Origin of the sequence: Quadrisphaera sp. INWT6, from assembly GCF_015390235.1 — a bacterium.
Lineage (GTDB): Bacteria > Actinomycetota > Actinomycetes > Actinomycetales > Quadrisphaeraceae > Quadrisphaera.
The window spans coordinates 56,672-82,469 of record NZ_VUOH01000003.1 but is presented as its reverse complement, the minus strand read 5'-3'; the positions used below and the strand labels follow the sequence as shown (position 1 = coordinate 82,469).

General features: G+C 76.9%; 19 protein-coding genes. 10 read left to right on the top strand and 9 right to left on the bottom strand.

Features of this window, described 5'->3' with window-relative positions:
* Positions 1-22: 22 nt before the first annotated feature.
* A complete protein-coding gene (locus tag F1641_RS10275; protein ID WP_194905266.1) occupies positions 23-1,846 on the bottom strand; it encodes a long-chain fatty acid--CoA ligase in 1,824 nt (607 codons plus the stop codon).
* 144 nt (positions 1,847-1,990) lie between these two features.
* Between F1641_RS10275 and F1641_RS10270 the strand changes: the two genes are divergently transcribed.
* Complete coding sequence (locus tag F1641_RS10270) at positions 1,991-2,995, top strand: ROK family glucokinase (RefSeq protein ID WP_309225548.1); 1,005 nt, start codon at positions 1,991-1,993, stop codon at positions 2,993-2,995.
* An 18-nt stretch (positions 2,996-3,013) separates the two neighbouring features.
* Here the strand turns inward: F1641_RS10270 and F1641_RS10265 are convergent, their stop codons facing one another.
* Together F1641_RS10265 and F1641_RS10260 are read right to left on the bottom strand one after the other, a co-directional pair.
* Positions 3,014-3,808, bottom strand: a complete 795-nt coding sequence (locus tag F1641_RS10265; RefSeq protein ID WP_194905264.1) for a hypothetical protein — start codon at positions 3,806-3,808, stop codon at positions 3,014-3,016.
* Positions 3,805-4,611 carry an alpha/beta fold hydrolase gene (locus F1641_RS10260; RefSeq protein ID WP_194905260.1) on the bottom strand — a complete coding sequence of 269 codons (807 nt, stop codon included), beginning with the start codon at positions 4,609-4,611 and terminating at the stop codon, positions 3,805-3,807. Before F1641_RS10260 ends, F1641_RS10265 begins: the two co-directional genes overlap by 4 nt.
* Positions 4,612-4,741: 130 nt before the next feature.
* On the opposite strand from F1641_RS10260, the gene F1641_RS10255 reads away from it, so the two are divergent.
* The 8 genes from F1641_RS10255 to F1641_RS22440 all read left to right on the top strand — a co-directional run bounded on the left by F1641_RS10255 (position 4,742) and on the right by F1641_RS22440 (position 14,915).
* Entirely contained in the window at positions 4,742-5,704 is a 963-nt protein-coding gene (locus F1641_RS10255; protein ID WP_194905258.1) for a 1-acyl-sn-glycerol-3-phosphate acyltransferase, read from the top strand.
* 22 nt (positions 5,705-5,726) lie between these two features.
* Complete coding sequence (gene dapA, locus F1641_RS10250) at positions 5,727-6,641, top strand: 4-hydroxy-tetrahydrodipicolinate synthase (RefSeq protein WP_309225547.1); 915 nt, start codon at positions 5,727-5,729, stop codon at positions 6,639-6,641.
* Between the two features lie 170 nt (positions 6,642-6,811).
* Positions 6,812-8,503 carry a ribonuclease J gene (locus tag F1641_RS10245; RefSeq protein WP_194905881.1) on the top strand — a complete coding sequence of 564 codons (1,692 nt, stop codon included), beginning with the start codon at positions 6,812-6,814 and terminating at the stop codon, positions 8,501-8,503.
* 113 nt (positions 8,504-8,616) lie between these two features.
* Positions 8,617-11,481, top strand: a complete 2,865-nt coding sequence (locus tag F1641_RS10240) for a DNA translocase FtsK (RefSeq protein ID WP_194905256.1) — start codon at positions 8,617-8,619, stop codon at positions 11,479-11,481.
* A 58-nt stretch (positions 11,482-11,539) separates the two neighbouring features.
* Entirely contained in the window at positions 11,540-13,060 is a 1,521-nt protein-coding gene (rimO, locus tag F1641_RS10235) for a 30S ribosomal protein S12 methylthiotransferase RimO (protein WP_194905254.1), read from the top strand.
* On the top strand, positions 13,057-13,710 hold the full coding sequence (pgsA, locus tag F1641_RS10230) for a CDP-diacylglycerol--glycerol-3-phosphate 3-phosphatidyltransferase (RefSeq protein ID WP_194905252.1): 654 nt from the start codon (positions 13,057-13,059) through the stop codon (positions 13,708-13,710). The genes rimO and pgsA overlap by 4 nt, the downstream gene beginning before the upstream one ends.
* Positions 13,700-14,167, top strand: coding sequence for a CinA family protein (locus tag F1641_RS10225; protein ID WP_194905250.1), 468 nt, complete (start codon positions 13,700-13,702; stop codon positions 14,165-14,167). Before pgsA ends, F1641_RS10225 begins: the two co-directional genes overlap by 11 nt.
* 331 nt (positions 14,168-14,498) lie before the next feature.
* On the top strand, positions 14,499-14,915 hold the full coding sequence (locus F1641_RS22440) for a helix-turn-helix transcriptional regulator (RefSeq protein ID WP_194905249.1): 417 nt from the start codon (positions 14,499-14,501) through the stop codon (positions 14,913-14,915).
* On the opposite strand, the gene F1641_RS10215 is transcribed toward F1641_RS22440, so the two are convergent.
* Genes F1641_RS10215 through F1641_RS10205 form a run of 3 tightly spaced genes read right to left on the bottom strand, consistent with a single transcriptional unit; the run spans position 14,884 to position 17,892 of the window.
* The gene (locus F1641_RS10215) at positions 14,884-15,810 is read right to left on the bottom strand and encodes an Fpg/Nei family DNA glycosylase (protein WP_194905247.1); all 927 of its coding nucleotides are present in this window, start codon (positions 15,808-15,810) and stop codon (positions 14,884-14,886) included. The two genes, F1641_RS22440 and F1641_RS10215, sit on opposite strands and share 32 nt — an antisense overlap.
* Entirely contained in the window at positions 15,803-16,918 is a 1,116-nt protein-coding gene (locus F1641_RS10210) for an alpha-hydroxy acid oxidase (RefSeq protein ID WP_194905245.1), read from the bottom strand. Before F1641_RS10210 ends, F1641_RS10215 begins: the two co-directional genes overlap by 8 nt.
* On the bottom strand, positions 16,915-17,892 hold the full coding sequence (locus F1641_RS10205; protein WP_309225544.1) for a 3-methyladenine DNA glycosylase: 978 nt from the start codon (positions 17,890-17,892) through the stop codon (positions 16,915-16,917). Before F1641_RS10205 ends, F1641_RS10210 begins: the two co-directional genes overlap by 4 nt.
* A gap of 75 nt (positions 17,893-17,967) precedes the next feature.
* Between F1641_RS10205 and F1641_RS10200 the strand changes: the two genes are divergently transcribed.
* Positions 17,968-18,612: a cyclase family protein gene (locus F1641_RS10200; RefSeq protein WP_194905242.1), complete on the top strand. Its 645-nt coding sequence runs from the start codon at positions 17,968-17,970 to the stop codon at positions 18,610-18,612.
* 45 nt (positions 18,613-18,657) lie between these two features.
* Here F1641_RS10200 and F1641_RS10195 read toward each other — a convergent pair whose 3' ends face one another.
* The 3 genes from F1641_RS10195 to F1641_RS10185 all read right to left on the bottom strand — a co-directional run bounded on the left by F1641_RS10195 (position 18,658) and on the right by F1641_RS10185 (position 25,732).
* Positions 18,658-19,305 (bottom strand): GntR family transcriptional regulator, encoded by a 648-nt coding sequence (locus F1641_RS10195; protein ID WP_194905240.1) that lies wholly within the window; start codon positions 19,303-19,305, stop codon positions 18,658-18,660.
* Positions 19,302-20,222, bottom strand: coding sequence for a DMT family transporter (locus F1641_RS10190; protein WP_194905238.1), 921 nt, complete (start codon positions 20,220-20,222; stop codon positions 19,302-19,304). The genes F1641_RS10195 and F1641_RS10190 overlap by 4 nt, the downstream gene beginning before the upstream one ends.
* A gap of 401 nt (positions 20,223-20,623) precedes the next feature.
* Positions 20,624-25,732 carry an ATP-dependent helicase gene (locus tag F1641_RS10185; RefSeq protein ID WP_194905235.1) on the bottom strand — a complete coding sequence of 1,703 codons (5,109 nt, stop codon included), beginning with the start codon at positions 25,730-25,732 and terminating at the stop codon, positions 20,624-20,626.
* Positions 25,733-25,798: the final 66 nt, after the last annotated feature.

The following is a 25,798-nucleotide window of genomic DNA, read 5'->3' as shown; positions in this document are numbered from 1 at the left end:
GGCCAGCCGCCGCGCCGGCCCCTCAGCCGGCGTAGAGCCGCTCGACGTCGTCGGCGCGCTCGCGGAGCACCACGCGGCGCCGCAGCTTCATCGACGGGGTGAGCAGGCCGTTGGCCTCGGTGAAGTCCTCGGTGAGCACCGCGAACCGCTTGACCTGCTCCGCGCGGGACACGGCGGCGTTGGCGGCGTCGACGGCCTCCTGCAGCACTGCTCGCACCCCCGGGTCGGCGGCCGCGGCGGCGACGTCGAGGACGGGCATCCCGCGGGCCCTCAGCCACCCGGGCAGCACGTCGGCGTCGAGGGTCAGCAGGGCCGCCACGTAGGGGCGGGCGTCGCCGACCACCAGCGCCTGGCTGATGAGCGGGTGCGCGCGCAGCCGGTCCTCCAGGACGGCGGGGGCGACGTTCTTGCCGCCCGCCGTCACGATGATCTCCTTCTTGCGGCCGGTGATCGTCAGGAAGCCGTCGTCGTCCAGGGCGCCCAGGTCGCCGGTGCGGAACCACCCCTCGGCGTCGAAGGCCTCGGCGTCGGCGGCCGGGTCGTGCCAGTAGCCGGAGAACACGTGCGGGCCCTTGAGCAGCACCTCGCCGTCGTCGGCGATGCGCACCGAGGTGCCGGGCAGCGGGCGGCCGACGGTGGCGACCTTGAGGTGCCCGGGGCGGTTCACCGTGGTGGGGGCCGTGGTCTCGGTGAGGCCGTAGCCCTGCAGCACGCGGATGCCGGCGCCCTTGAAGAAGTGGCCGAGCCGGTCTCCCAGCGGCCCGCCGCCGGAGACGGCGTGCTCGGCCCGCCCGCCCAGGACGGCGCGGAGCTTGGAGTAGACGAGCCTGTCGAAGAGCGCGTGCTGGGCCCGCAGCGCCAGGCCCGGCCCGCGGCCGCCCCCGAGCGCGGCGTCCTGGGCGCGGCTGTGGGCCTCGGCGACGGCCGCGGCCCTCGCGAAGACCTTCCCCCTGCCGCCCTCGATCGCCTTCTGCTCGGCGCTGGCGTAGACCTTCTCGAACACGCGCGGGACCGCGAGCACGTACGAGGGCCTGAAGGTGCCCAGGTCACGCGTGAGGTCCTTGGGGTCGGCGGTGTGCGCCAGCGTGGTGCGCCCCGCGATGCTCAGCACCTGGATGAACCGCGCGAAGACGTGCGCCAGCGGCAGGAAGAGCAGTGTGGAGCCGCCCGGGCCGAAGACCTCGGGGATCGCCGAGACCGCGTTGCGCGACAGGACGACGAAGTTCGCGTGCGTCAGCTGGCAGCCCTTGGGGCGCCCCGTGGTGCCGGAGGTGTAGATGATCGTGGCGAGGTCGGCGCCGGTGACCGCGCTGCGGCGGCGCTCCAGCTCGGCGTCCCCCACGGCCAGGCCCGGGTCGCGGCCGAGCGCCTCCAGGGCCTCGAAGCCGCCGTCGTCGATGACCCAGGTGCGCGCCGGGTCGAGCGCCGGCACCTCGGAGGCGACCGAGGCCAGGAGCGCGGCGTGCCGCGGCTGCTCGACGACCGCCGCGACGCAGCCGGAGTCGGACAGGATCCACGCGGCCTGCTCCGCCGACGAGGTCTCGTAGACCGGGACCGTCACCGCGCCGGCCCACCAGATCGCGAGGTCGGCCAGGGTCCACTCCAGCCGGGTGCGGCTGAGCAGGGCGACGCGGTCTCCGGGGGCCACGCCGCTGGCGGCCAGGCCGGCCGCCAGGGAGCGCACCCGCGCGACGACGTCGGCGGCCGACAGGTGCTCCCACCCGTCACCGGTGGGCCGCGCCAGGAGCGCCAGGCCCGGGTCGTCGTCGGCGACCTCGACCAGCAGGTCGGTGATGGAGGTCGACGGGTCGACCTGCACGTCCAGGGGCTCGGCTCGCTCGATCACAGCTCTCCTCGGGCGGGACGCGTGGCTCTGGCCACACCGGCCGCACCGGCGCTGGAGCAGCCGCTGCGATCCTAGCCGGGGGCTCCCCGCGGCGCCGCTGGCCAGCGCGGCGCCGCACCCGGACGGCCGGTAGCCTCCGGCACCGTGAGCACCAGCGAGACCCCGTCCACGCCCGGCTCGCCGGAGCTGCGCCCGACCATCGGCGTGGACATCGGCGGCACCAAGATCGCCGCGGGGGTCGTCGACGGCACGGGGCGCGTCCTCGCCCGGACCCGCCGCTCCACCCCCGCCACGGACGTGGCCGCCATCGAGGCCGCCGTCGTCGACGCGGTCGCCGAGCTGCGCCGCGGGCACGACGTCGCCGCCGTGGGCGTGGCCGCCGCCGGGTTCGTCGACGCCGGGCGCTCCGTGGTGACCTTCGCCCCCAACCTCGCCTGGCGCGACGAGCCCCTGCGGGCCGACCTCGAGCGCCACCTCGGGCTCCCCGTGGTGGTCGAGAACGACGCCAACGCCGCCGCCTGGGGCGAGTTCGCCCACGGCGCCGGCCGCTCGGGCGACCGGGCCGGCGCGTCCGTCCACGACGTCGTGCTGCTGACCATCGGCACCGGCCTGGGGGGCGGCATCGTCATCGGCGACCGGCTGCTGCGCGGCGCCGCGGGCTTCGCCGGCGAGCTGGGCCACGTGCGCGTGGTGCCCGACGGCCACCGCTGCGGCTGCGGCAACCGCGGGTGCTGGGAGCAGTACGCCTCGGGGCGGGCGCTGGTGCGCGAGGCGCGCGACCTCGCCCGCGGGGGGACGCCGCTGGCGGCCCGCCTGCTGGAGCTGGCCGGCGGGGACGTCGACGGCATCCAGGGGCCCCACGTCACCCAGGCCGCCGCCGAGGGCGACATCGCCGCGGTCGAGCTGCTGGCCGACCTGGGCCGCTGGATCGGCGAGGGGGCCGCGAGCATCGTCGCCGCGCTCGACCCCGCCATGATCATCATCGGCGGGGGCGTCTCCGAGGCCGGTGACCTGCTGCTGGAGCCCGCCCGCGCGGCCTTCGCGCGCCAGCTCACCGCGCGCGGGCACCGCCCGGCCATCCCGTTCGAGCCGGCCCAGCTCGGCAACGACGCGGGCATGATCGGCGTCGCGGACCTCGCCCGCTCCTGAGGGCCCGACGGCGCCCGCTCAGACGCGGGCGCCGTCGTCGCCGTCGTCGTCGCGGTGGTCGGGCAGGCGCAGCACCAGCGTGAGGAACCCGGCCACGAAGCCGAGGACGGCGACCAGCACCACCTCGGACGGCAGCGACGGCCGCAGCACCACCACGACCACGAAGAACAGCGGCACGCCCAGCACGCCCACCCAGGGCAGCCAGGTGCGCCAGCTGCCGCGGGGCAGCGGCGGCGGCTCCGGCGGCACGTAGTGCTCCTCGGCCAGGGGGTCGCTCTCGGTGCCGCCGCGCCCGTCGGGCAGCCCCGGCCGGCCGCCCTCGGTGCGCGGCGCCCGCGACGACGGCGCGGCGGGGGGCGGGGACTGCGGCGGGGGCGCCGACGACGGGCCCTGCGCCGCGGGCGGGGCCATCGGGCGGTCTGAGGGCCGGTCGGCCGGGCGGTCGGTGCGGCGCCGCCGCAGCTCGTGCGGCGGGACCTGCGGCCCGGCGGGCGGCTCCCCGCCCTCGTGGCCGGCGCGGCGGTGCCGGCCGGGGCGCGCGGGGCTGCGGGTGCCGGGGTCGACGGCGGGCTCGTTCCAGTGGGCCATGATCTGGGCCCACGCGGCGTCGACGTCGACGCCGTCCGGACCCGGGGCCGGCTGCTCAGGAGGCCGACCGGGGGTGTGCTCGGAGGGCCGGTCCGAGGTCTGGTCCGAGGGTCGGTCGGGGGTCTGGCCGGAGGCCCGCTCAGCGGGCTGGGGGCCCTGCTCGTCCTCGCGGGGCTCCTCGGGGCCCTCGCCGGGCCCGTCGCCGGGGGGCGTCGCGGTGCTCATGCGGGCACCACCCGGCAGGTGCGCTCCACCAGCGCGAGGGTGGCTGCCGTGATGCGGGGGGCGTCGTGGTCGAGGGTGGCCACGTGGCGGCTGCGCCCGAGCACCTCCTCGCGCACGTCGGCGGCGCCGGTGCGGGCGAGCACGAGGGCGCTGCTGGAGGCGGGCACGACGCCGTCGACGGCCGACCGCAGCAGGACGGTGGGGGCGGTCACCCGGGGCAGGTCGCGGGCGACGCCGCGCAGCCCGTCGAGCATCGAGGCGACGGCGCTCAGCGGGACCCTGTCGTAGGCGAGCTCGACGGCACCCGGCGCGGCGATGTCGCCGCCGATGGCGCCCGCGGTCGGCTCGCGGTGGCGCAGGAGGCCGGAGCGCCGTGCGAGGGGGAGGGCCCGGACCGCGGCGAGGCGGGGGTCGCGCAGGCGGACGGCGGGGTTGACCAGCACCAGACCGGCGACGTCGGCGGGGTGGTCGGCCGCGAGGCGCAGCGCGAGGGCACCGCCCATCGACAGGCCGCCGACCACGACCCGCCGGCCCTGCGCGCGCAGGGCGGCCAGCTCGGCGGCCGCGGCGCCAGCCCAGTCGGCCCAGGTGGTGCGCGCCAGCTCCTGCCACGCGGTGCCGTGCCCGGGGAGGCGGGGCAGGCGCACCGCGAGGCCCGCGGCGGCCAGGTCCTCCGCCCACGGTCGCAGGCCCTGGGGGCTGCCGGTGAACCCGTGGCAGAGCAGGACGGCCGGGCCGCTCGAGCCGGCCGCGCCGTCAGCGGCGAAGGCCTCCGCACCGGCCAGGACACCCACGCGCGCCATCGTCGCACGGACGGGGACCCGGTCGCGGGCGACCGGGCGCCGCCGCGACCCTAGAGTTGGCGCAGCGGAGGCGGGCGCGACCGCGCAGGGCAGCAGGCCGTGCCGGGGACGCGAGCGCGAGGAGGACGGGTTGCTGTACTGGCTGTTCAAGGCGGTCCTCTACCCCGTCATCACGTCGCTGTTCCGGCCCGAGGTGAAGGGCCTGGAGCACGTGCCGCTGACGGGGCCGGCGGTGCTCGCCAGCAACCACCTGTCGTTCTCCGACTCGATCTTCCTGCCGATGGTGGTGCCGCGGCGGGTCAGCTTCATGGCCAAGTCCGACTACTTCACCGGCCGCGGGGTCAAGGGACGCATCACGGCCGGGTTCTTCAAGGGCGTGGGGCAGCTGCCCGTGGACCGGTCGGGCGGCAGGGCCAGCGAGGCCGCGATCGACCTCGCCCTGCAGGTGCTCGACCGGGGCGAGCTCTTCGGCATCTACCCCGAGGGCACCCGCAGCCCCGACGGCCGGCTCTACCGCGGCAAGACCGGCGTGGCCCGCGTCGCGCTGACCAGCGGCGTGCCGGTCCTGCCGGTCGCGATGCACGGCACCGACGTCATCCAGCCCATCGGCCGCAAGCTGCCCCGCATCCGCCGCGTGGGCATCACCATCGGCGCCCCGCTCGACTTCTCCCGCTACGAGGGCATGGAGAACGACAGGTTCGTGCTGCGCTCGGTCACCGACGAGATCACCTACGAGATCATGCGGCTGTCCGAGCAGGAGTACGTCGACGTCTACGCCGCCTCCATGAAGGAGAAGCTGGCCGCGTCGCTCAAGGAGCGCCGCACCCAGGGCCGCGCCGCCCGGGCCGCCGGTGGCGGCGCCGGGGCGCGGGAGGCCTCCGCGGCCGCCGTGCTCGCCGCCGGCCCCGGCGCGGCGTCCACCACCCAGCGCGCGAGCGAGCCCGAGCCCGGCCCCGAGGCCCTCGGCGACGTCGGCTCGGCCCTCCCGGGCGCGACCGGCGCCGACGACGGCGGCTCGGCCCCCGGCGTCGTGTCCGGCGGCGCTCCGGAGCCCGCCCCGCGCGCCGCCCCGGACGAGCGCCCGGGCCGCTGAGGCCTGCCGGTAGCCTTCCCCGGTGCTCCCCGACCCCGCCTCCGCGACGTCCCGGCCGTTCGGGGCCGTCCTCACGGCGATGGCCACGCCGTTCACCGCTGACGGCGCCCTCGACGTCGCCGCCGCCCAGGCGCTCGCGGTCCGCCTCGTCGACGAGGGCAACGACGGCCTCGTCGTCGCCGGCACCACGGGGGAGTCGCCGACCCTGGCCGAGCACGAGCACGACACCCTGCTCGCCGCCGTGGTGGAGGCCGTGGGAGACCGCGCCCACCTCGTCGCCGGGTGCGGCAACAACGACACCGACCACACCCTCCGCCGCGCCCGCGCCGCGGAGAAGACGGGCGTGCACGGCCTGCTGGTCGTGACCCCGTACTACAACAAGCCGCCCCAGGAGGGGCTCTACCGGCACTTCACCGCGGCCGCCGACGCCACGGACCTGCCGGTCATGCTGTACGACATCCCGGGTCGCACCGGGACCGCGGTGGCCAGCGAGACGCTCGTGCGCCTCGCGGAGCACCCGCGGATCGTCGCCGTGAAGGACGCCAAGGACGACCTGTTCGCCTCGGCCGCCGTCATGGCCGCCACCGCCGGCGGCCTCGCGTACTACTCGGGGAGCGACCAGATCAACCTGGCGCACCTCGCGCAGGGCGCCGCCGGCATCGTCAGCGTCGTCGCCCACGTGGCGGCGCCGCAGTACGCGCGGATGGTGGCCGCCGTCGACTCCGGCGACCTGGCCACCGCCCGCTCCCTGAACGCCCAGCTGGTCCCGGCCGTCACCGCGATCATGACCCGCGCCCAGGGCGCGGTCATGGTCAAGGCGGCGCTGGAGCTGACCGGCGCCATCCCCAACCGCCACGTGCGCCTCCCCCTCGTGGAGGCGACCGACGAGCAGGTCGCGCACCTCGCCGACGACCTGCGAGGAGCCAGCCTGCTGTGACAGCCCCCACCCGAAACACCTCCAGCACCTCCACCCGCGGCGGCCAGCGCGGTGGCCGCGGGTCCGGCCAGCGCGGGGGCCAGGGCTCCGGCCAGGGCCAGCGCGGGGGCCAGGGCGCCGACCAGCGCGACGACCAGCGCACCGCGCCCCACGACCCCCAGCCCGGCGCCATGCCGGGGCCGCTCGGACCGCCGCCGAAGCTCGGCCGCGGCACCCTGCGCGTCATCGCCCTCGGCGGCCTCGCCGAGGTCGGCCGCAACATGGCCGTCCTCGAGATCGACGGCAAGCTGCTCATCATCGACTGCGGCGTGCTGTTCCCCGAGGACAACCAGCCCGGCGTCGACCTGATCCTCCCGGACTTCTCGCACATCGCCGACCGCCTCGACGACGTCGTCGCCGTCGTGCTCACGCACGGCCACGAGGACCACATCGGCGCCGTGCCGTTCCTGCTGCGCCTGCGCCCCGACATCCCCCTGGTGGGCTCCACCCTGACGCTGGCCTTCATCGAGGCCAAGCTCAAGGAGCACCGCATCCAGCCCTACACGCTGGCGGTGAAGGAGGGGCAGGTCGAGCAGCTCGGCCCCTTCGAGTGCGAGTTCGTGGCCGTGAACCACTCCATCCCGGACGCCCTCGCCGTCGCCGTGCGCACCAGCGCCGGCACCGTGCTGCACACCGGCGACTTCAAGATGGACCAGCTGCCCCTCGACGGCCGCATCACCGACCTGCGCGCCTTCGCGCGCCTGGGCGAGCAGGGCGTCGACCTGTTCATGGTCGACTCCACCAACGCCGAGGTCCCCGGCTTCACCACCGCCGAGCGCGAGATCACCCCGGTGCTCGACCGCGTCTTCGGCAACGCCGAGCGCCGCCTCATCGTGGCGAGCTTCGCCTCGCACGTGCACCGCGTGCAGCAGGTGCTCGACACCGCCCACAAGCACGGGCGCAAGGTGGCCTTCGTGGGCCGCTCGATGGTCCGCAACATGGGCGTCGCCGCGGACCTGGGCTACCTCGAGGTGCCCAAGGGCGTGCTGATCGACCTCAAGCAGGTCGACGACCTGCCGGACTCGCAGGTCGTGCTCATGTGCACCGGCTCCCAGGGCGAGCCGATGGCGGCGCTGAGCCGCATGGCCAACGGCGACCACCGCGTGCAGGTCGGCTCGGGCGACACCGTCGTCCTGGCGTCCTCGCTCATCCCCGGCAACGAGAACGCCGTCTACCGGGTCATCAACGGCCTGATGCGGCTCGGCGCCGACGTCGTCCACTCGGGCAACGCCCGCGTGCACGTCTCGGGCCACGCCAGCGCCGGCGAGCTCCTGTACTGCTACAACATCGTCAAGCCGAAGAACGTCATGCCCGTCCACGGCGAGGTGCGCCACCTGCACGCCAACGCCGACCTGGCGGTCAAGACGGGCGTGCCGCGCGACCGCGTGGTGCTCGCCGACTGCGGCACCGTGGTCGACCTGCGCGAGGGCCGCGCCCGCATCACCGGCGCGGTGAAGTGCGGCTACGTCTACGTCGACGGCTCCTCGGTCGGCTCCATCACCGAGGCCGACCTCAAGGACCGCCTCGTGCTGGGCGACGAGGGCTTCATCTCGGTCTTCGTGGTCGTCGACTCCTCCACCGGCAAGGTGGTGGCCGGGCCCGAGGTCCACGCCCGCGGCGTCGCCGAGGACACCTCCACGCTGCAGTCGATCGCCCCGAAGATCACCGACGCCCTCTCCCAGGCCGTGGGCCAGGGCGGCGGGCAGGGCGCCAAGGTCGACGTGCACCAGCTGCAGCAGGTCGTGCGCCGCGTCGTCGGCCGCTGGGCCGGCACGTCGCTGCGCCGCCGCCCGATGATCATCCCCGTGGTCGTCGAGGCCTGAGCGCCCGCGGGGGCTGCTGGTGCAGCAGCCCCCGACCTCGCACGCGCCCCGCGCCGGATCCGTCCCGGCGTGGGGCCTGTGTGAGGGATGTGACGTCGCGTTAGCGTGACCGCATGGCTACGCGCTCGCCCTCGACGACGTCGCGGACGAAGGCGTCGACCTCGACCCGCAGCGGCGGGAGGTCGGCGGCCCCCCGCACGACCTCCTCGAAGGCCGTGAAGGGCGGCGCGTCGAAGAGCCGCACCCCGGCTCCCGCGCACGCGCGCACCCGGCCCTGGTGGCCGGTGCGCGCCGTCCGCGGCACCTGGATGGGCGTCGCCCACGCCGTCGGCGGGGGAGCGCGCCGGGGCCGCCCCGACAGCGCCGACCTCGACCCCGACGTCCGCCGCGACGGCATCGGCCTGGCGCTGGTCGCCGCGGCGATCGTCGTCGCCGCCCGCGAGTGGTGGGCGATGCCGGGCACGTTCGGCGACGTCGTGCACGCCGTGGTCGCGGGCACCGTCGGCAAGGTCAGCCTCGCGCTGCCGATCGCCCTGGCGGTGCTGGCGCTGCGCCTGCTGCTGCGCCCGGACCGCGGCAGCGAGAACAGCCGCGTCGTCGTCGGGCTGTCGATCATCACCGTCGCGGTGGCCGGGGTGCTGCACCTCAACAGCGGCGCCGGCAGCCCGGTGGAGGCCGGCCTGGCGCCGCTGCGCACCGCCGGGGGCGTGCTCGGCTACCTCGTGGCCACGCCGCTGGAGGCGGCCGTCCGCGAGGCGCTGACCTACGTGCTGCTGGCGATGCTGGCGGTCTTCGGCGTGCTGGTGACCACCGCGACCCCGGTGCACCTGGTGCCCCACCGCCTCGGGCAGCTGTACCGCACCCTGACCGGCGGCGACGAGGTGCACGGCGCGCGCGGCGCGGACGAGGACTGGGACGACCCCGACGGCGAGCTCGAGCGCCGCCAGCTGGAGCGCGCCCGCGATGAGCAGCGCCACGGCGACGAGGCCTACGAGCAGGCCATGGAGCGCGAGGGGCAGGCGGGCCGCAGGGGCCGCCGCGGCAAGAAGGCCCCCCGCGACGACAGGCCCGCCTTCGAGGAGCAGGCCGGCCAGACCATCGAGCTGCCGGAGACGGCCGTGGAGGAGGTCTTCGACCCCTTCCGCGACTTCGGCTCCAGCGCTCCCACCACCGAGGTGCCCGCCGGGGCGCCCGCCGCCGGCCCCGACGACGCGGACGACGCCGACGGCGCGGCGCCCGGCCCCCGCACCTCCTCGGCCGCCGGCGTCACCGCCCACGCCCGGGGTGCGCAGCCGCCCGCCCCCGTGCTGCGGCAGGCCCCGCCGACCACCCAGCTGCCGCACCGCGTCGAGCAGATGGCGATGTCGTTCAACGGCACCTACGAGATGCCCGGCGACGACGTGCTCGGCCACGGCGAGGGCCACGCCACCCGCACCGAGGCCAACGACCGCGTGGTCGACGCGCTCACGGCCGTGCTGGAGAACTTCTCCATCGACGCGCGCGTGGCCGACTTCACCCGCGGCCCGACGGTCACCCGCTACGAGGTCGAGCTGGGCACCGGCGTCAAGGTCGAGAAGGTCACGGCGCTGTCCAAGAACATCGCCTACGCGGTGGCCAGCGCCGACGTCCGCATCCTGAGCCCGATCCCCGGCAAGTCGGCGATCGGCGTCGAGATCCCCAACACCGACCGCGAGGTCGTGGTGCTCGGTGACGTGCTGCGCAGCGAGGTGGCGCAGAAGAACAAGCACCCGATGGTCATGGGGATCGGCAAGGACGTCGAGGGCGGGTACGTCATCACCAACCTCGCCAAGACGCCCCACCTGCTCGTCGCGGGCGCCACCGGCGCCGGCAAGTCGAGCTTCATCAACTCCATGATCGTGTCGATCCTCATGAGGGCCACGCCCGAGCAGGTCAAGATGATCCTGGTCGACCCCAAGCGCGTGGAGCTCACGGCGTACGAGGGCATCCCGCACCTGCTCAACCCGATCATCACCAACGCGAAGAAGGCCGCCGAGGCCCTCCAGTGGGTGGTCGAGGAGATGGACCGGCGCTACGACGACCTCGCCGAGTACGGCTTCAAGCACGTCGACGACTTCAACGCCGCCGTCGACGAGGAGCGCATCGAGGCCCTCCCGGGCAGCGACCGGGTCTTCCGCCGCTACCCGTACCTGCTGGTGGTGGTCGACGAGCTCGCCGACCTCATGATGGTCGCCCCCCGCGACGTCGAGGACTCGATCGTCAGGATCACCCAGCTCGCCCGCGCCGCCGGCATCCACCTGGTCCTGGCGACGCAGCGGCCCTCGGTCGACGTCGTCACCGGCCTCATCAAGGCGAACGTGCCCTCGCGCCTCGCCTTCGCCACCAGCTCCCTCGCCGACTCCCGGGTCGTGCTCGACCAGCCCGGCGCCGAGAAGCTCATCGGCCAGGGCGACGCGCTCTTCCTGCCCATGGGCACCTCCAAGCCGAACCGCGTGCAGGGGGCGTGGGTCACCGAGTCCGAGGTGGCGCGCGTGGTCGCGCACGTCAAGACTCAGGCCGACCCGCAGTACGTCGAGGGCGTGGTGGCCGCCAGCAACGCCCAGAAGATCGCCGAGGACGTCGGCGACGACCTCGAGCTGATGCTGGCGGCGGCGGAGCACATCATCACGACGCAGTTCGGCTCGACGTCGATGCTGCAGCGCAAGCTGCGCGTGGGCTTCGCCAAGGCGGGCCGCCTCATGGACCTGCTGGAGCAGCGCGGCGTGGTCGGCCCCTCGGAGGGCTCGAAGGCCCGCGACGTGTACGTGAAGCCCGACGACCTCGACGAGGCCCTGGCCCGCCTGCAGGGCGAGGCCACCGGCACCGGGCGAGGCGGCCCGCCGGTCGTGGTCCCCGAGGGGGCGACGGCGGTCGTGGACCTCGCCGAGGGCGAGGGCTGGGACGACGAGGGCGACGACCCCGGCTCCGAGGACGCCTGGAACCTCACCGACCGCGGCTGAGGGCCGGGTCGTCGTCGCGGCGGCCCGGGCCGACGGCGCGGCCCCGTACCCTCGACGGGTGTCCGCGCCCTCCACCACGTCACCCTCCACGCCACCCGCAGCCCCCCAGCGCTCGGTGGCGCTGGTCACCCTGGGGTGCGTCCGCAACGAGGTCGACTCCGAGGAGCTCGCCGGGCGCCTGGCCTCGGCGGGGTGGCGCCTGGAGACCGACCCGGCCCTGGCCGACGTCGCCGTGGTCAACACCTGCGGGTTCGTCGAGCAGGCCAAGAAGGACAGCGTCGACGTCCTGCTCGACGTCGCCGAGCTGCGCGACGACTCCGACGCCCGCACCCAGGCGGTCGTCGCCGTGGGCTGCATGTCGGAGCGGTACGGCAAGGACCTCGCCGAGGAGCTGCCGGAGGTCGACGCCGTGCTCGGCTTCGACTCCTACACCGAGCTGTCCTCGCACCTGGAGGGGATCCTCCACGGCGAGCGGCCGGAGTCGCACGTGCCGCGCGACCGCCGCACCCTGCTGCCCGTCAGCCCCGCCAAGCGCCAGGCCGCCGCGCGCACCGGCGCCGTCGCGCTGCCCGGCCTGGGCGAGCTGAGCGATGTGTCCCTGGCCAAGGTCCCCGAGTCCGGCCCGCCGGTGGTCCGCGCCCGCCTCGGCACCGCGCCCTGGGCGCCGCTGAAGCTCGCCTCCGGCTGCGACCGGCGCTGCTCGTTCTGCGCCATCCCCGCCTTCCGCGGCTCCTTCGTCTCCCGGCCCCCGGCCGACGTGCTCACCGAGGCCCGCTGGCTCGCCGAGCAGGGCGTCAAGGAGGTGTTCCTCGTCAGCGAGAACTCCACCTCCTACGGCAAGGACCTCGGCGACCTGCGCGCCCTGGAGACCCTGCTGCCCCAGCTGGCGGCGGTCGACGGCCTGGAGCGCGTCCGCGTCAGCTACCTGCAGCCCGCCGAGGTCCGCCCGGGGCTGCTCGAGGCGATCGCCGGCACGCCCGGCGTCGTCCCCTACTTCGACCTGTCGTTCCAGCACTCCGCCCCCGCGCTGCTGCGCCGGATGCGGCGCTTCGGCGGGACCGAGGAGTTCCTCGCCCTGCTCGAGCGGGTCCGCGCCCTCGCCCCCGAGGCCGGCGTGCGCTCCAACGTGATCGTCGGGTTCCCCGGCGAGACCGACGACGACGTCGCCGAGCTCGAGCGCTTCCTCGAGGCCGCGCGGCTCGACGTCGTCGGGGTGTTCGGCTACTCCGACGAGGACGGCACCGAGGCCGTGGGCCTGGACGGGCACCTGCCCGAGGACGTCGTCGCCGAGCGCGTCGACCGGGTCTCGCGGCTGGTGGAGGCCCTGGTCGACGCCCGCGCCGCCGAGCGCACGGGCCAGCGGGCGGTGGTGCTGGTCGAGGAGCACGACGCCGACGAGCCGGACGCGCAGGGGCGGCCCTCGGTCGTCGGGCGGACCGCGTTCCAGGGCCCGGACGTCGACGGGACCACCCGCCTCGTGCTCGCTGTGGGCGCAGCGGTGCCTGCGGTCGGCGACCTGGTGGAGGTCGAGGTCGTCGGCAGCGAGGGCGTCGACCTCGTGGCCCGGCCGCTGCCGTGACCGGGCAGCCGACCGGGCAGCCGACCGGGCAGCCGACCGGGCAGCCGACCGGGCAGCCGACCGGGCAGCGGGTCAGCAGCTGGAACATCGCCAACGCGCTGACCGTCTTCCGGATCGTGCTGGTGCCGTTCGTGGCGTGGCTGCTGCTGGCGCGCGACGGCGACGACGCGTGGCTGCGCCTGGGCGCCTTCGGCCTCTTCGCCCTCGCGAGCTACACCGACAAGGTCGACGGCGACCTCGCCCGCAGCCGCGGGCTGATCACCGACTTCGGCAAGATCGCCGACCCCATCGCCGACAAGCTGCTGCTCGGCGCCGTCTTCATCGGGCTGTCGCTGCTCGGCGAGGTCTGGTGGTGGCTGACCGTCGTCATCCTCGTGCGCGAGGTCGGCATCACCCTGCTGCGGTTCGTGGTCATCCGGTACGGCGTCATCGCCGCCTCGCCGGGCGGCAAGCTCAAGACGGTGCTGCAGATGGCGGCCGCGGGGCTCTACCTGCTGCCGCGGGAGCAGTGGCTGGCCGGTGCCCCGACCGCGCTCGCCGTGGTCCAGGGCGCGCTGCTGGTGCTGCTGCTGGCCGCCGCCGCCGTCACCGCGGTCACCGGCGTGGACTACCTCGTGCGCGCCCGCCGGCTGGTCCGCGGTGGCCGCTGAGGGCGTCGTGGCCGCCCTCCGGGCGGCGGGCCTGACCGTGGCGACCGCCGAGTCGCTCACCGCGGGGCAGGTCAGCGCCACCCTCGCGGAGGTCCCGGGCGCCTCCGAGGTGCTCCGCGGTGGGGTGGTCGCCTACGCCACCGACGTCAAGGCCTCCGTGCTCGGCGTCCCCGCGGGACACCTGGAGCGCACCGGCCCCGTCGACGCCGACGTCGCCGTCGCGATGGCCCGGGGCGCCGCGCAGCTCCTGCACGCCGACCTGGGGGTGGCCACGACCGGGGTGGCCGGGCCCGGTCCCCACGACGGCCACCCGGCCGGCACGGTCTTCGTGGCCGTCGCCGCCCCCGGTGAGGGGCCCTCGCGGGTGCGCCGGCTCGCCCTCGACGGCGACCGCGCCGACGTGCGCGCGGGGGCCACCGCCGCGGCGCTGGACCTCCTGCGGGAGCTGCTCCCGTGACCCGCGCCACCCGCGCCACCTGCGCCCGCCGGGAACGCCGGGGGAGGCCCGGGCGTTGGACCAGGTGATGCCCAGCGCTGCTGCCCGCCGTCCCTCGACCCGCCGTCCTGCCGCTCGACCTGCTGACCGCCCCACCGACCGGTCGACCGCCCGCCCCGTCACGCGCCCCGCGGTGCGCGCTGCTGCGCGCCGCCCGGCGCCGCGGCCGCCGGAGCCGGTGGACGTCCCGTCACGCAGCGCAGCGAAGGGGTACCGTGGCCCATCGGCGACCCCACCGCCGACCGGGCCCGCTGCAGGCGCAGCGGCCGGAGCGAGCGAAGGGAGGCGGCCCGTGCCACTGCTGAGACGTGAGATCGGTGACGTGCTCCGCTCCGCCCGCCAGCAGCAGGGCCGCACGCTGCGCGAGGTCTCCGGCGCCGCCCGGGTCTCCCTGGGCTACCTCTCCGAGGTCGAGCGCGGGCAGAAGGAGGCGTCCAGCGAGCTGCTGTCGTCCATCTGCAACGCCCTCGAGGTCCCCATGTCCACGGTGCTGCGCGCCGTGAGCGACCGGGTCGCCGCCGTCGAGGGCGCGGCCGTGGGCGTCCGGCCCGGTGTCGCCGCCTCCGCGGCTCCGGTGCTCACCGCCCCCGCGGCCCCGGTGCTCGCCGGCTTCGACGTCCCCGAGACCACCGCCCCTGCCCTGCCGGTCGGTGACCTCGGCATCAAGCAGGTCGTCATCACCCGCGACGGGCTGGTCTCTGCGGCCTGAGTGACTGCCGCCCGGCGCCCAGCGGCGCCTGGGTGGCTCCGTCGTCGGTGGGGCGCGGTCCCGGCTGGCAGTGCGGGCAGGAGAACGCCACGCGGTCGTGGGGCGCGACGCCGATGGGGGCCACGCGCACCGTCGTCCCGCAGCGCCGGCACGGCTGACCGGACCGGGCGTGCACCCACGCCCGCGCGCCGTGGCTGGTCTCGCCCGTGCTCGACTGCGCCACGTCCTTCGTGCCCGCCACCAGCAGCCGGTGGACCAGCTCCACCACGGCCCGCAGCGCGGCGGGGGCGAGGGACCCGACCGGCGTCCACGGCGAGGTGCCCCGCAGGAAGAGCACCTCGGCCATGAAGAACGTGCCCACCCCCGCCAGCACGCGCTGGTCGAGCAGCGCCTCGCCGACGGGCCGCTCGGGCGCCTCCCGCAGCGTCGCGACGACGCGCTCCACCGCCTCCGGACCCCACACCGGGCCGAGGACGTCGGGCCCCAGGTGACCGACGAGCCGGTGCTCGTCGGCGGTGCGCACCAGGTCGAGCATCCCGAGGCGGTGGCCCACCGCCGTCCACTCGGCGTTGGCCAGCACCGCCCGCACCCCGTGCTGGGAGCGGGCGGTGCGCCACGGGCCGCCCGTCGCGTGGACGTGCCAGCTGCCCTCCATGCGCAGGTGGCTGTGGAGGGTCACCGCGGGCTCGCCTCCCGGGGCGCTCGGGCCGGCCGGGGTGCCCGCGACCCGGACCAGCAGGTGCTTGCCGCGGCTGACCACCTCCTGGACCGCGCGGCCCCGCAGGTCGACGGCCGCCAGCGACGGCCAGCGCAGGTCGCTGGTGACGAGCTCCCGCCCCGCGAGGGCCGCGTGCAGCCGCTGCGCCGAGCGCCAGACGACGTCGCCCTCAGGCACGGAGGTGCTGGCTGACGACGAGGTCGGGGGTGAGGTCGGCCACCGAGGCGGCACCGCACTGCCTCATGACGCCGGCGAGCTCGTCGGTGAGGCCGTCGAGCACCTGGCCCACGCCGTCGGCCCCGCGCGCCGCGAGGCCCCACCACGCCGGCCTGCCCACGAAGACCGCGCGGGCGCCGAGGGCCAGGGCCGCGGCCGCGGCGGCGCCAGAGCGCACGCCGGAGTCGGCGTAGACCTCGGCCGTCGGGCTCGCGGCGCGGACCGCCGCGACGACCCCCGGCAGCGCGGCCGCCGACGTCACCGAGGCGCCCAGGCGCCGCCCGCCGTGGGTGGAGACGACGACGCCGACGGCTCCGGCCGCCACGCACGCGGCGGCGTCGTCGGGGTGGAGCACGCCCTTGACCACCACGGGCAGGCCGGAGACCCGGGCGAGCCAGCCGATGGTGCCCAGCCCGACGTCGAGGGCGGGGGAGGCGGCCCCGGACTCCCGGTCCGCGAGGTCGGTGCTCGTGAGCGCCGTCAGCCGCGCGCGCCCGGGGCCGTCGGGCCACTCGGTCGGCTCCACGCTCGCGGCCCCCGGCTCGGAGGGCTGCGTGAGGGAGGTGGTGTCGACGGTCAGCAGCAGGGCGGTGGCCCCCGCGGCGGCAGCCCGCTCCACCAGCAGCTGCGTCAGCGACCTGTCGCGCAGCACGTACACCTGGTACCACCACGGCGCCCCCGCGGCGCCGACCTCCGAGAACGGCACCGCGGTGTTGGTGGAGACGCCCAGCAGCGACCCGGTGGCGGCGACGGCGCGGGCGGCCTCCGCCTCGCCGCGCGGGTGCGCCGCGACCTGCTGGGCCATCGGGGCGAGCAGCACGGGGGTGCGCACGGCCGTGCCGAGCACGGTGGTCGCGGTGTCGACCGCGCCGTCGGCCCGGCCGCCGCGCAGCACCCGCGGCACCAGCCGCAGCGAGGCCCAGTCGGCGAGGCCCTCGGCGTGGCACTCCCCGGCGCCCGCCGTGGCCCCCACGTAGCCGGAGACGTGGGCGGGCAGCGCGGCGCGGGCCTCGGCCTCGAGCGCGGCGGCGAGCTGGGTGCTGCTGAGCCGGGTCTGCCCGGTGGTCATCGGGTCTCCTCCTGGACGGCGTCCACATCGGCGTCCACATCGGCGTCGACGGCTGCGTCGGCGGCGGCGAGCAGGCGGGCCCGCAGGGGGCCGGTCCGCTCGGCCATCGCGGACTGGGCCTGCGCGTACGCCACCTTGCCCTCGCGGGTCTCCACGGGCAGGGCCTCGTGGCCCAGGGCGGTGACGTCGTAGGGGGAGGCCCGCATGTCGAGCACGCGGGCCTCGCGGGCCGCGGCGAAGCAGTCGAGCAGCAGCTCGCCCGGGCACGCCGGCCCGAGGGCGACGGCGTGGCGGAGCACGTCCATCGAGACGTGCACGCAGCCGGGCTGGTCGAGCTCGGCCTGGGTGTCGCGCGTCGGCACGAGCGCGTTGCGCGGTGCGGCCCCCGGGGTGAAGAAGCGGTAGGCGTCGACGTGGGTGCAGCGCAGCGCGTGCCCCTCGACCACGGCGTCGGTGCCCGCCTGCCCCAGGCGCAGCGGCAGCGCGTGGCGGCGGCCCAGGGGGCTGGCGGAGCCGGTGGTCGGGCCGCCGACGGCACCGCCCGAGCGGTACACCATCGCCCACTCGTGCATGCCGAAGCAGCCCAGGTGGGGGGCACGGCCCTGCACCGCGGCGAGCAGGCGACGGCTGGTGGCCAGCGCCCGGCCCCGGTCGGCGGTGAAGGCGGCCAGGTCGAGCTCGACCCGGCCGGAGGGCGTGGTCCGGTACCAGCGCCACTGCGCCTGGGGGGCGTCGGCGGCGTCGTCGAGGCCCGCGGCGCCCTCCGGGCCGGTCCCGGGGTGCCAGCGGCGCAGCTGTCCGGGGCGCAGGGCGTAGTAGTCGTAGAGGAAGTCGTCGACGGCATCGGTCTCGGCGCTGCGGCTGCGGCGCTCGCGGCGCCCGGCGGTGAGCTCGTCGGCCCGGGCCTCGTGCGCCTGAGCCCGGGCCCGCCACTCCTCGCGCGCCAGCAGCCGGCCCGCCGTCGTCGTGCTCACGCACCGAGCATCACACGCGCCGGGCCCCTGGCCGCCCTCCGGGACGGACCGGGCCGGTGGGGGCAGGCTGGGGCGGTGCGCCTCGTCGACCTCTCGCAGCCGGTGGCCCCGGGCATGCCGGTCTTCCCCGGCGACCCGGAGGTCTCCGCCGAGCCGGCGCTCGACGTGGTGCGCGACGGCTGCGCGGTGACGGCGTGGCGCCTGGGCAGCCACAGCGGGACCCACGTCGACGCCCCCTCGCACGTGGTCCCGGGCGGGGCCGACCTGGACGCGCTGGACCTCGGGCTGTTCACGGGCCCGGCCGTCGTGGTCGACGTCCGCGGGGCCGGGGCGGGGGAGCGCGTCGGGTGGGACGCGTTCGGCGAGCGGGAGGGCGACCTCGGTCCCGGCGTCGTCGTGCTCGTGCGGACCGGGTGGGACGCCCGGTGGGGCGGGCCCTCGTACGCGAAGCACCCCTGGCTCGACGCCGAGGTGGCCGAGCGGCTCGTCGCGGCAGGGGTCCGGACCCTCGGCGTCGACGCGCTCAGCCCCGACGCCACGGGCTCCACCGACCTCGCCGTGCACCACGCCGTGCTCGGCGCGGGCGGGGTCCTCGCGGAGAACCTGCGCGACCTGGGCGCGGTGCAGGCGATGGCCCGGCCCCGGGTGGCGCTCCTGCCGCTGCGCCTCGCCGGGGGTGACGGCGCGCCGGTGCGGGCGGTCGCCTGGGACGAGGGCTGAGGGGGCAGCTGCTCAGCGGGACGTCGGCGGCCCCTCAGCGGCCCCTCAGCGGCCGGTGAGCAGCGCCTCCTGCGACGCGGCGAGGTGCTCGTGCACGGCCGCGGGCCCGCGGAGGCGGACGTCGTCGAGGTAGGCGCGGTGCTCGGCGACCAGCCCGGCCGGCTCGAGGTGCAGCCGCAGGTGCGCCGTGAACAGCCGGACCTCGGCGCTCAGCCCGGCGGAGACCTCGGTGAGCCGTGCGCTGCCGGCCGCCGCGACGAGGGCGTGGTGGAAGGCCGCGTGGTCGCTCAGGACGGCGAGGCGATCGCCCTCCCCGCCCGCGGACCGCTCCAGGCTGGCCAGGTGCTCGGCCAGGACGTCGGTGACCGCCTCCGGCCAGGCCCGCCCGTGCCGCGCGACCAGCAGCCGGACCGCCTCGCTCTCCACGGCGCGGCGCAGGTCCTGCAGCGATCTGACGGCGTCGTCGTCGAGGGACGCCACGCGCACGCCCCGGAAGGGGGCGGCCTCGGCGAGGCGCTCGCCGGCCAGCTGCTGCAGGGCGCTGCGCACCGTGTGCCGGCTCAGCCCGTGCTCGGTGGCCAGGGCCTCCTCGCGCAGCGGTGTGCCGGGGGCCAGGTGCCCGTCGAGCACCTGGGTGCGCAGCACGCCCGCGAGCGCCGCGGCGGCCGTCGGCCTGCTGGTCGCGGGGCTCACGAGGGGACCGCCGTGGCAGCACCCAGGCGTCGGCGGGCGGGGGCGGCCAGCACGGCGAGCGCGCCCGCCAGCAGGACCAGGGCCGTCACCTGCGCCGGCCCGAGGTGCTCGTGCAGGACGACGAGCCCCAGCAGGGTCGCCGTCAGCGGCTCGGCGAGGGTCAGCGTCGCGACCGTCGCGGCGGGCAGGTGGCGCAGGCCCCGGGCGAAGAGCGCGTAGGCCAGCGCCGTGGTCACCGCCCCGAGCCACAGCACGGCCGTCCACGAGGCCGGAGCACCGAGCCAGGTGAGGTCCGTGGCCAGCAGCACCGGCAGGCTCAGCACCGCGGCCCCGCCGAAGACGGCACCCGTGCTCGTCGTCGGGGTCCACCCGCGGTCGAGCAGGGCCTTGGTGACCAGTGCGAACACCGCGTAGCTCGTGCCCGCGCCCAGGGAGGCCAGCAGGCCCGCCGGCGACGCGGCTCCCGCTCCCGCGCCGTCCGCGCCTCCTGCGCCTCCCGCGCCGCTGGCCAGCAGCGCCAGCCCGACGACGGCGACGCCGGTGGCCAGCAGCCACCGCCGGCCGGGCACCGTGCGCGTGAGGACCCAGCCGAGGACACCGGTCACCAGGGGCGCCGACCCGAGGGCCACGACCGTGCCGACGGCCACCCCGTTGGCGGCCGTCCCCGCGAAGAACAGCGGCTGGTAGGCGACGACGCCGAGCGCACCCACCCCGACCAGGCCCCACGTGCGGGCGTCAGCGCCCCGCAGGGCGCTCACCAGGGCCCCTCCCGCGAGCAGGGCCAGCAGGGCGCCGCCGACGAGCACGCGAGCCGACCCCACCGACAGCGGCGAGGCGCCGGGCGCCCCGAGGGCGACGGCGGTGCCGGTCGAGCCGAAGCAGACGGCTGCCAGCACGACGAGGACGGCGGCGCGCACGGCCAGATTGTTACACAATGCCGGGTCGGTGCGGGTGCTGAGCTCGCACCGGTGCGGACGCCGTCCGCTGGCGGCACGGATCCTGTGGACGGCTCTCCACAGCGGTGGCCGGGGGAGCGGACGCCGTCCGCACCCGCCGGCGCAGGGCGCCGGGGCGCCCGTCCGTTCCCGGGGGTGGTCTGCAGCAGCGGAGCTGGGACCCCGAGCGTCGTGCCGGCCCCAGGGGGAGGGGGCGTCGGATCTGGACGGTCGCGGACGCCGTCCGCTGGGGACGTGGACCCTGTGGACGGCTCTCCACAGCGGTGGCCGGGGGAGCGGACGCCGTCCGCGTCCGCCGGCACACCGCGCCCGGTCGCCCGCTCGTCCCGCGGGGCCGGCCGGCCAGCGGACGGCCGGCGGGGTCAGCTGCGGACCCGCAGCCCCCTCGGGGTCGCGGTGAAGCCGGCGGCCTCCAGGGCGGCTGCGAGGGCCGAGCTGCCGGGGGTGAGCACTCCCGCGCCGTCGGCCTTCTCCACGGTGAGGCGCCCGAGGGCGCCGTCGCGGACCGCGAGCGCCAGGGCGTCGGCCCCGGCCTGGAGGGCGGAGGGGGCGTCGGTGAACGACAGCAGGGTCCGCCCGCCGCGCTCGACGTAGAGCACGAGGTCGCCCTCCAGCAGCACCACGAGCGCCCCCGCCTTGCGGCCGGCGCGGTGGCCGGTGGCGGCGCCCGAGCCGCCGGCGCCGGGCTCGCCGCTCGCGGTGGAGCCCCGCTCCGGCCAGGGCAGCGCCGCGCCGTAGGGGTTGGCGGGGTCGGAGGCCGCCAGCACGACGGTGCGCGGCCGGTCGGCGCCGTCGCGGTCACCGCCCGCGCCGCCGGAGCCCCCGGCGGGTCCGAGCCCGGCCGCCTCCCACGGGTCGGAGCTCGCCGCTCCTCGTCCAGGGGACCCGGGGGCCCCGGGGGCTCCGGAAGCGCCGCGCTGCCACTCGCCGCGCCCGATGGTCGAGAGGGGGCGGCTCGCCGCGCGCAGCCTGTCGACGGCGCCCGTGCTGGCGAACTGCGAGGCCCCGAGCCCCTCCACGAAGTAGCCTCGGCGCACCCGGCCGGCCTCCTCCATGGCGGCCAGCACCCGGTACACCGCAGCGAACCCGCCGGGCAGCCGCTCCGAGGCCACCGCCCCGCGGGTCAGCACGCCGTGCCGGTCGAGCAGCACCTCGGCGGTCACCGAGGCCCGCACGGTGGCGTCGGGCTCCAGCTCGGGCAGCAGCGACCAGCGGCCCACCGTGCTCGGCGGACCCGAGCGCGGTGCGCCGCCGAAGGCGCTGCCCGGCCGGCCGAGGCCCCCGCCGGCGCGTCCCAGCCCGTAGCGCGCACCGGTGGCCCCGGTGCGCCCGTACCGCGAGCGCGGAGCCGACCGCGGCGCCCGGTGGGCGGTGCGCCCACCGCCGAGGCGGGCCCGCAGCGGGGCGAGGGTGTCGTTGGTGGCGTACCCGGCCCAGGTGAGGTCCCACAGGACCCGCTCCAGCGTGGCGTCGTCGACGCCGCCGAGGGGCTCGCCGTCGGCGTCGACCTGGCCCTCCAGCGCCGCGGCCACCGACCGGAAGAAGTGCGCCCCACCCGCGGCGAGGAGCTCGAGCACGGCGCGGTGCACGTCGGTGAGCTCGAGCGACTCGTCGGGCAGCGCGAGGGTCACCGGCGCGGCGTCGGCGGCGTGCAGGGAGACCCAGCCGTCCTCGCCCGGCAGCGACCCGTGGCCCTGCCAGACCACCTCGCCGGCGGCCGTGAGCTCGTCGAGCAGCGCGGGGGAGTACCGCTCGACCCGCACGGGGAGCACCAGGGTCTCCAGGGCGCTCGCGGGCACCTGGGCGCCCGCCAGCTGCTCGACCGCGCGCAGCAGACCGTCGGCTCCGCGCAGCCGCGAGCCCACCTGCTGCCAGCCCGGCAGGAAGCGCGCGAGGTCGCGCGGGGGCACGGGCTCGACCTCCGAGCGCAGCGCCGCGAGGGACCGGCGGCGCAGGAGGCGCAGGACCTCGGCGTCGCACCAGTCGGGGGTCCCGCCCGGGAGGGAGCTGTCGCCGGACCCGGCCCCGTCGAGGGCCAGCCGCACCTCGGAGGGCAGCAGGTCGCCCGAGACCACCCTCCCGCTGGCCGAGAGGCGCTTGAGCGCGTCGACGACGACGGCCACCCCGGTGCCCAGGCGCCTCGCGACCGCGGCCGCCGTGAACGGGACGTGCGTGCGGGCGTACCGCGAGACCAGGTCGGCCACCGGGTCGGGCACCGGGGCGGTGAACGCCTCCGGGACGCCGACCGGCAGGGGAGCTCCCAGGGCGTCGCGCAGGCGGCCCGCGTCCTCCACCGCCGCCCAGCGCTCCTCGCCGGCGATGCGGACCCGGATGACGCGCCGGGCGCCCTCCAGGTCGGACAGCCACCCGCCGACGTCGTCGGGCGCCAGTGACCGCTGCGCCACCTCGGCGGTGGTCTGCGGGCCGAGCACGCGCAGCAGGTCGGCGGCGTCCTCGGCGTCGCGGCAGCGCCGGTCCTCCGCGAGCCGCTGCAGCTCGGACTGGGTGCGGGTGAGCTGCTCCGGGTCGAGCAGGTCGGCCAGGGACGCGCCGTCACCGCGGCCCAGGAGCTCGGCGAGCAGGGTCGGGTCGAGGGAGAGCGCCGCGGCGCGCTTCTCGGCCAGGGGGGTGTCGCCCTCGTAGAGGAACTGCGCCACGTACCCGAAGAGCATCGACCGGGCGAAGGGCGAGGGCTGCTCGGTGGTCACCTGGACCACGCGGACCGCCCCGGAGCGCAGGTCGCGCAGCAGCCCCTGCAGGCCCGGCACGTCGAAGACGTCCGAGAGGACCTCGCGGGCGGTCTCCAGCACCACGGGGAAGCTGGGGTACCGGCTGGCAACCTCCAGCAGCTGCGCGGCGCGCTGGCGCTGCTGCCACAGCGGGGTGCGGCGGTCGGGCCGGCGCCGGGGCAGCAGCAGGGAGCGGGCCGCGCACTCGCGGAACCGCGAGGCGAACAGCGCGGAGCCGCCCAGCTCGGCGGTGACCACGGCCTCGACGTCCTCGGGCTCGGCCAGCACCGCCTCGAGGACGTCGGGCGGCTCGCTGCGGGCGGAGAGCTGGCCGTCGCCGAGGAGCGAGCCGCCGCCGTCCCAGTCGGACGAGCCGCCGAGCAGGTCGAGGTCGGGCAGGCGCAGCACGATGCCGTCGTCGGCGCTCATGGCCTGCGCGTCGAGGCCGAACCGCTCGCGCAGGCGCGCCGCCAGGGCCAGGGCCCAGGGGGCGTGCAGCTGCGCGCCGAAGGGGGAGTGGAGCACCACGCGCCAGTCGCCCAGCTCGTCGCGGAAGCGCTCGACCACGACGGTCCTGTCGTCCGGGAGGTGGCCGGTGGCCTCCTGCTGCTCGCGCAGGTAGGTGATGAGGTTGTCGGCCGCCCACTCGTCCAGGCCCGCGGCGCGAGCGCGGGCGAGGGCCCCCGCGCCGTCGTCGTCGCGCAGCTGGGCGCCGAGCTCGCGGGTGAAGGCGCCGATGGCGCGGCCCAGCTCGTAGGGGCGCCCGAGGGCCTCGCCGTGCCAGAACGGCAGCTTGCCGGGCACGCCGGGCGCGGGGGTGACCAGGACGCGGTCGTGGGTGATGTCCTCGATGCGCCAGGTGGAGGTGCCGAGGGTGAACACGTCACCGACGCGCGACTCGTAGACCATCTCCTCGTCGAGCTCGCCCACGCGGCGGCCCGGCCCCTCGCCGGAGGCGAGGAAGACGCCGTAGAGGCCGCGGTCGGGGATGGTGCCGCCGCTCGTGACGGCCAGGCGCTGCGCGCCGGGGCGCCCGGTGAGGACGCCGGTGACGCGGTCCCACACGATGCGGGGCCGCAGCTCGGCGAACTCCTCGCTGGGGTAGCGCCCGGCCAGCATGTCGAGCACCGCCTCGAGGACGCCGCGGGTCAGCCCGGAGAACGGCGCGGCCCGGCGGACCAGGCGCTCGAGCTCCTCGACGGTGACCTCGTCCATGGCGGTGATCGCCACGACCTGCTGAGCGAGCACGTCGAGGGGGCTCGCCGGCACCTTCAGCGCCTCGATGCCGCCGGAGCGCATCCGCTCGGTGACCACGGCGGTCTGCACCAGGTCGCTGCGGTGCTGGGGGAACAGCGCGCCCCGGCTGGTGGCCCCGACCTGGTGGCCGGCGCGGCCGACGCGCTGCAGCCCGGAGGCCACCGACGGCGGGGAGCCGACCTGGACCACCAGGTCGACCGACCCCATGTCGATGCCCAGCTCGAGGCTGGAGGTGGCGACGACGGCGGGCAGGCGACCCGCCTTGAGGTCCTCCTCGATGAGGGAGCGCTGCTCGCGGCTGACCGACCCGTGGTGCGCGCGGGCCAGGACGGGCGCGTCAGCGGGCAGCCCGCGGCTCTGGCCGGCCTGGGCCATGAGCTCCGCGGGGGCCCGGCGCACGAGCGCCCCCACGGCCTCCGGACCTGCGGAGACGTCGAGACCCTCACCCTCACCCTCCACCTCAGGTGGAGCGTTCCGCTCGGCCCAGACCTCGTTGAGGCGGGTGGTCAGGCGCTCCGCGACGCGGCGCGAGTTGGCGAAGACGATGGTCGAGCGGTGCGCGGCGACCAGGTCGACCACGCGCTCCTCCACGGCCGGCCAGATCGAGTGCCGCTGGGGCTGCCCCGCGGCCAGGCCAGAGAGGTCGTCCTGGACGGGCTGGCCCAGCTCGCCCATGTCGGGCACCGCGACGACCACCGACAGGTCCCACGACTTGTTCGCCGGCGGCTGCACGATCGTGACCGGCCGGCCCCCGCCGTCGCCCCCCTCGGGCGCCTCGCCGACGGGGCGTGCGCCCGCCAGGAAGCGCGCCACGTCCTCCACCGGGCGGACCGTGGCGGACAGCCCGATGCGCTGGGCGGGCCGGCCGCCGGCGGCCTCGACGACGGCGTCGAGGCGCTCCAGCGTCAGGGCCAGGTGCGCTCCGCGCTTGGTGCCGGCGACGGCGTGGACCTCGTCGAGGATCACCGTCTCGACCCCGGCGAGCACCTCGCGGGCCTTGGAGGTCATGAGGAGGAACAGCGACTCGGGCGTGGTGATCAGCACGTCCGGTGGGCGGCGCGTGAACAGGCGGCGCTCCTCAGCGGGGGTGTCGCCGGAGCGGATCGAGACGGTGACCTCCGGCGCCGGCTGCCCGAGGCGCTGCGCGGCGTAGCCGATGCCCAGCAGCGGGGAGCGCAGGTTGCGCTCGACGTCGGTCGCGAGCGCCTTCAGCGGAGAGACGTAGACGACGCGGGTGCGGCGCAGCGGGTCTTCGGGGCGGCCCTCGGCGGCCAGCCTGTCGAGCGACCACAGGAAGGCCGACAGCGTCTTGCCCGACCCGGTGGGCGCGACGACGAGCGCGTGGTCACCGCTGGAGATCGCCCGCCAGGCGCCCTCCTGGGCGGCGGTGGGCTTCTCGAAGGCGCCGCGGAACCAGTCGCGGGTTGGCGCGGAGAACCGCTCCAGCACGTCGTCGGTGCTGGTCGGAGTGCCCTTCGCTGCCACCCGTGGATGGTCGCACCGACCACCGACAACGGCCCCCCAGCGCTGCGCGGGTCAGGGGGGTGGTGG

Coding starts and splice junctions, on each gene's coding strand:
- F1641_RS10265 (WP_194905264.1), bottom strand. CDS start 3,808: ATGAGCACCGCGACGCCCCCCGGCGACGGGCCCGGCGAGGGCCCCGAG.
- F1641_RS10260 (WP_194905260.1), bottom strand. CDS start 4,611: ATGGCGCGCGTGGGTGTCCTGGCCGGTGCGGAGGCCTTCGCCGCTGAC.
- F1641_RS10245 (WP_194905881.1), top strand. CDS start 6,812: ATGCCGGGGCCGCTCGGACCGCCGCCGAAGCTCGGCCGCGGCACCCTG.
- F1641_RS10240 (WP_194905256.1), top strand. CDS start 8,617: ATGGCTACGCGCTCGCCCTCGACGACGTCGCGGACGAAGGCGTCGACC.
- F1641_RS10210 (WP_194905245.1), bottom strand. CDS start 16,918: ATGACCACCGGGCAGACCCGGCTCAGCAGCACCCAGCTCGCCGCCGCG.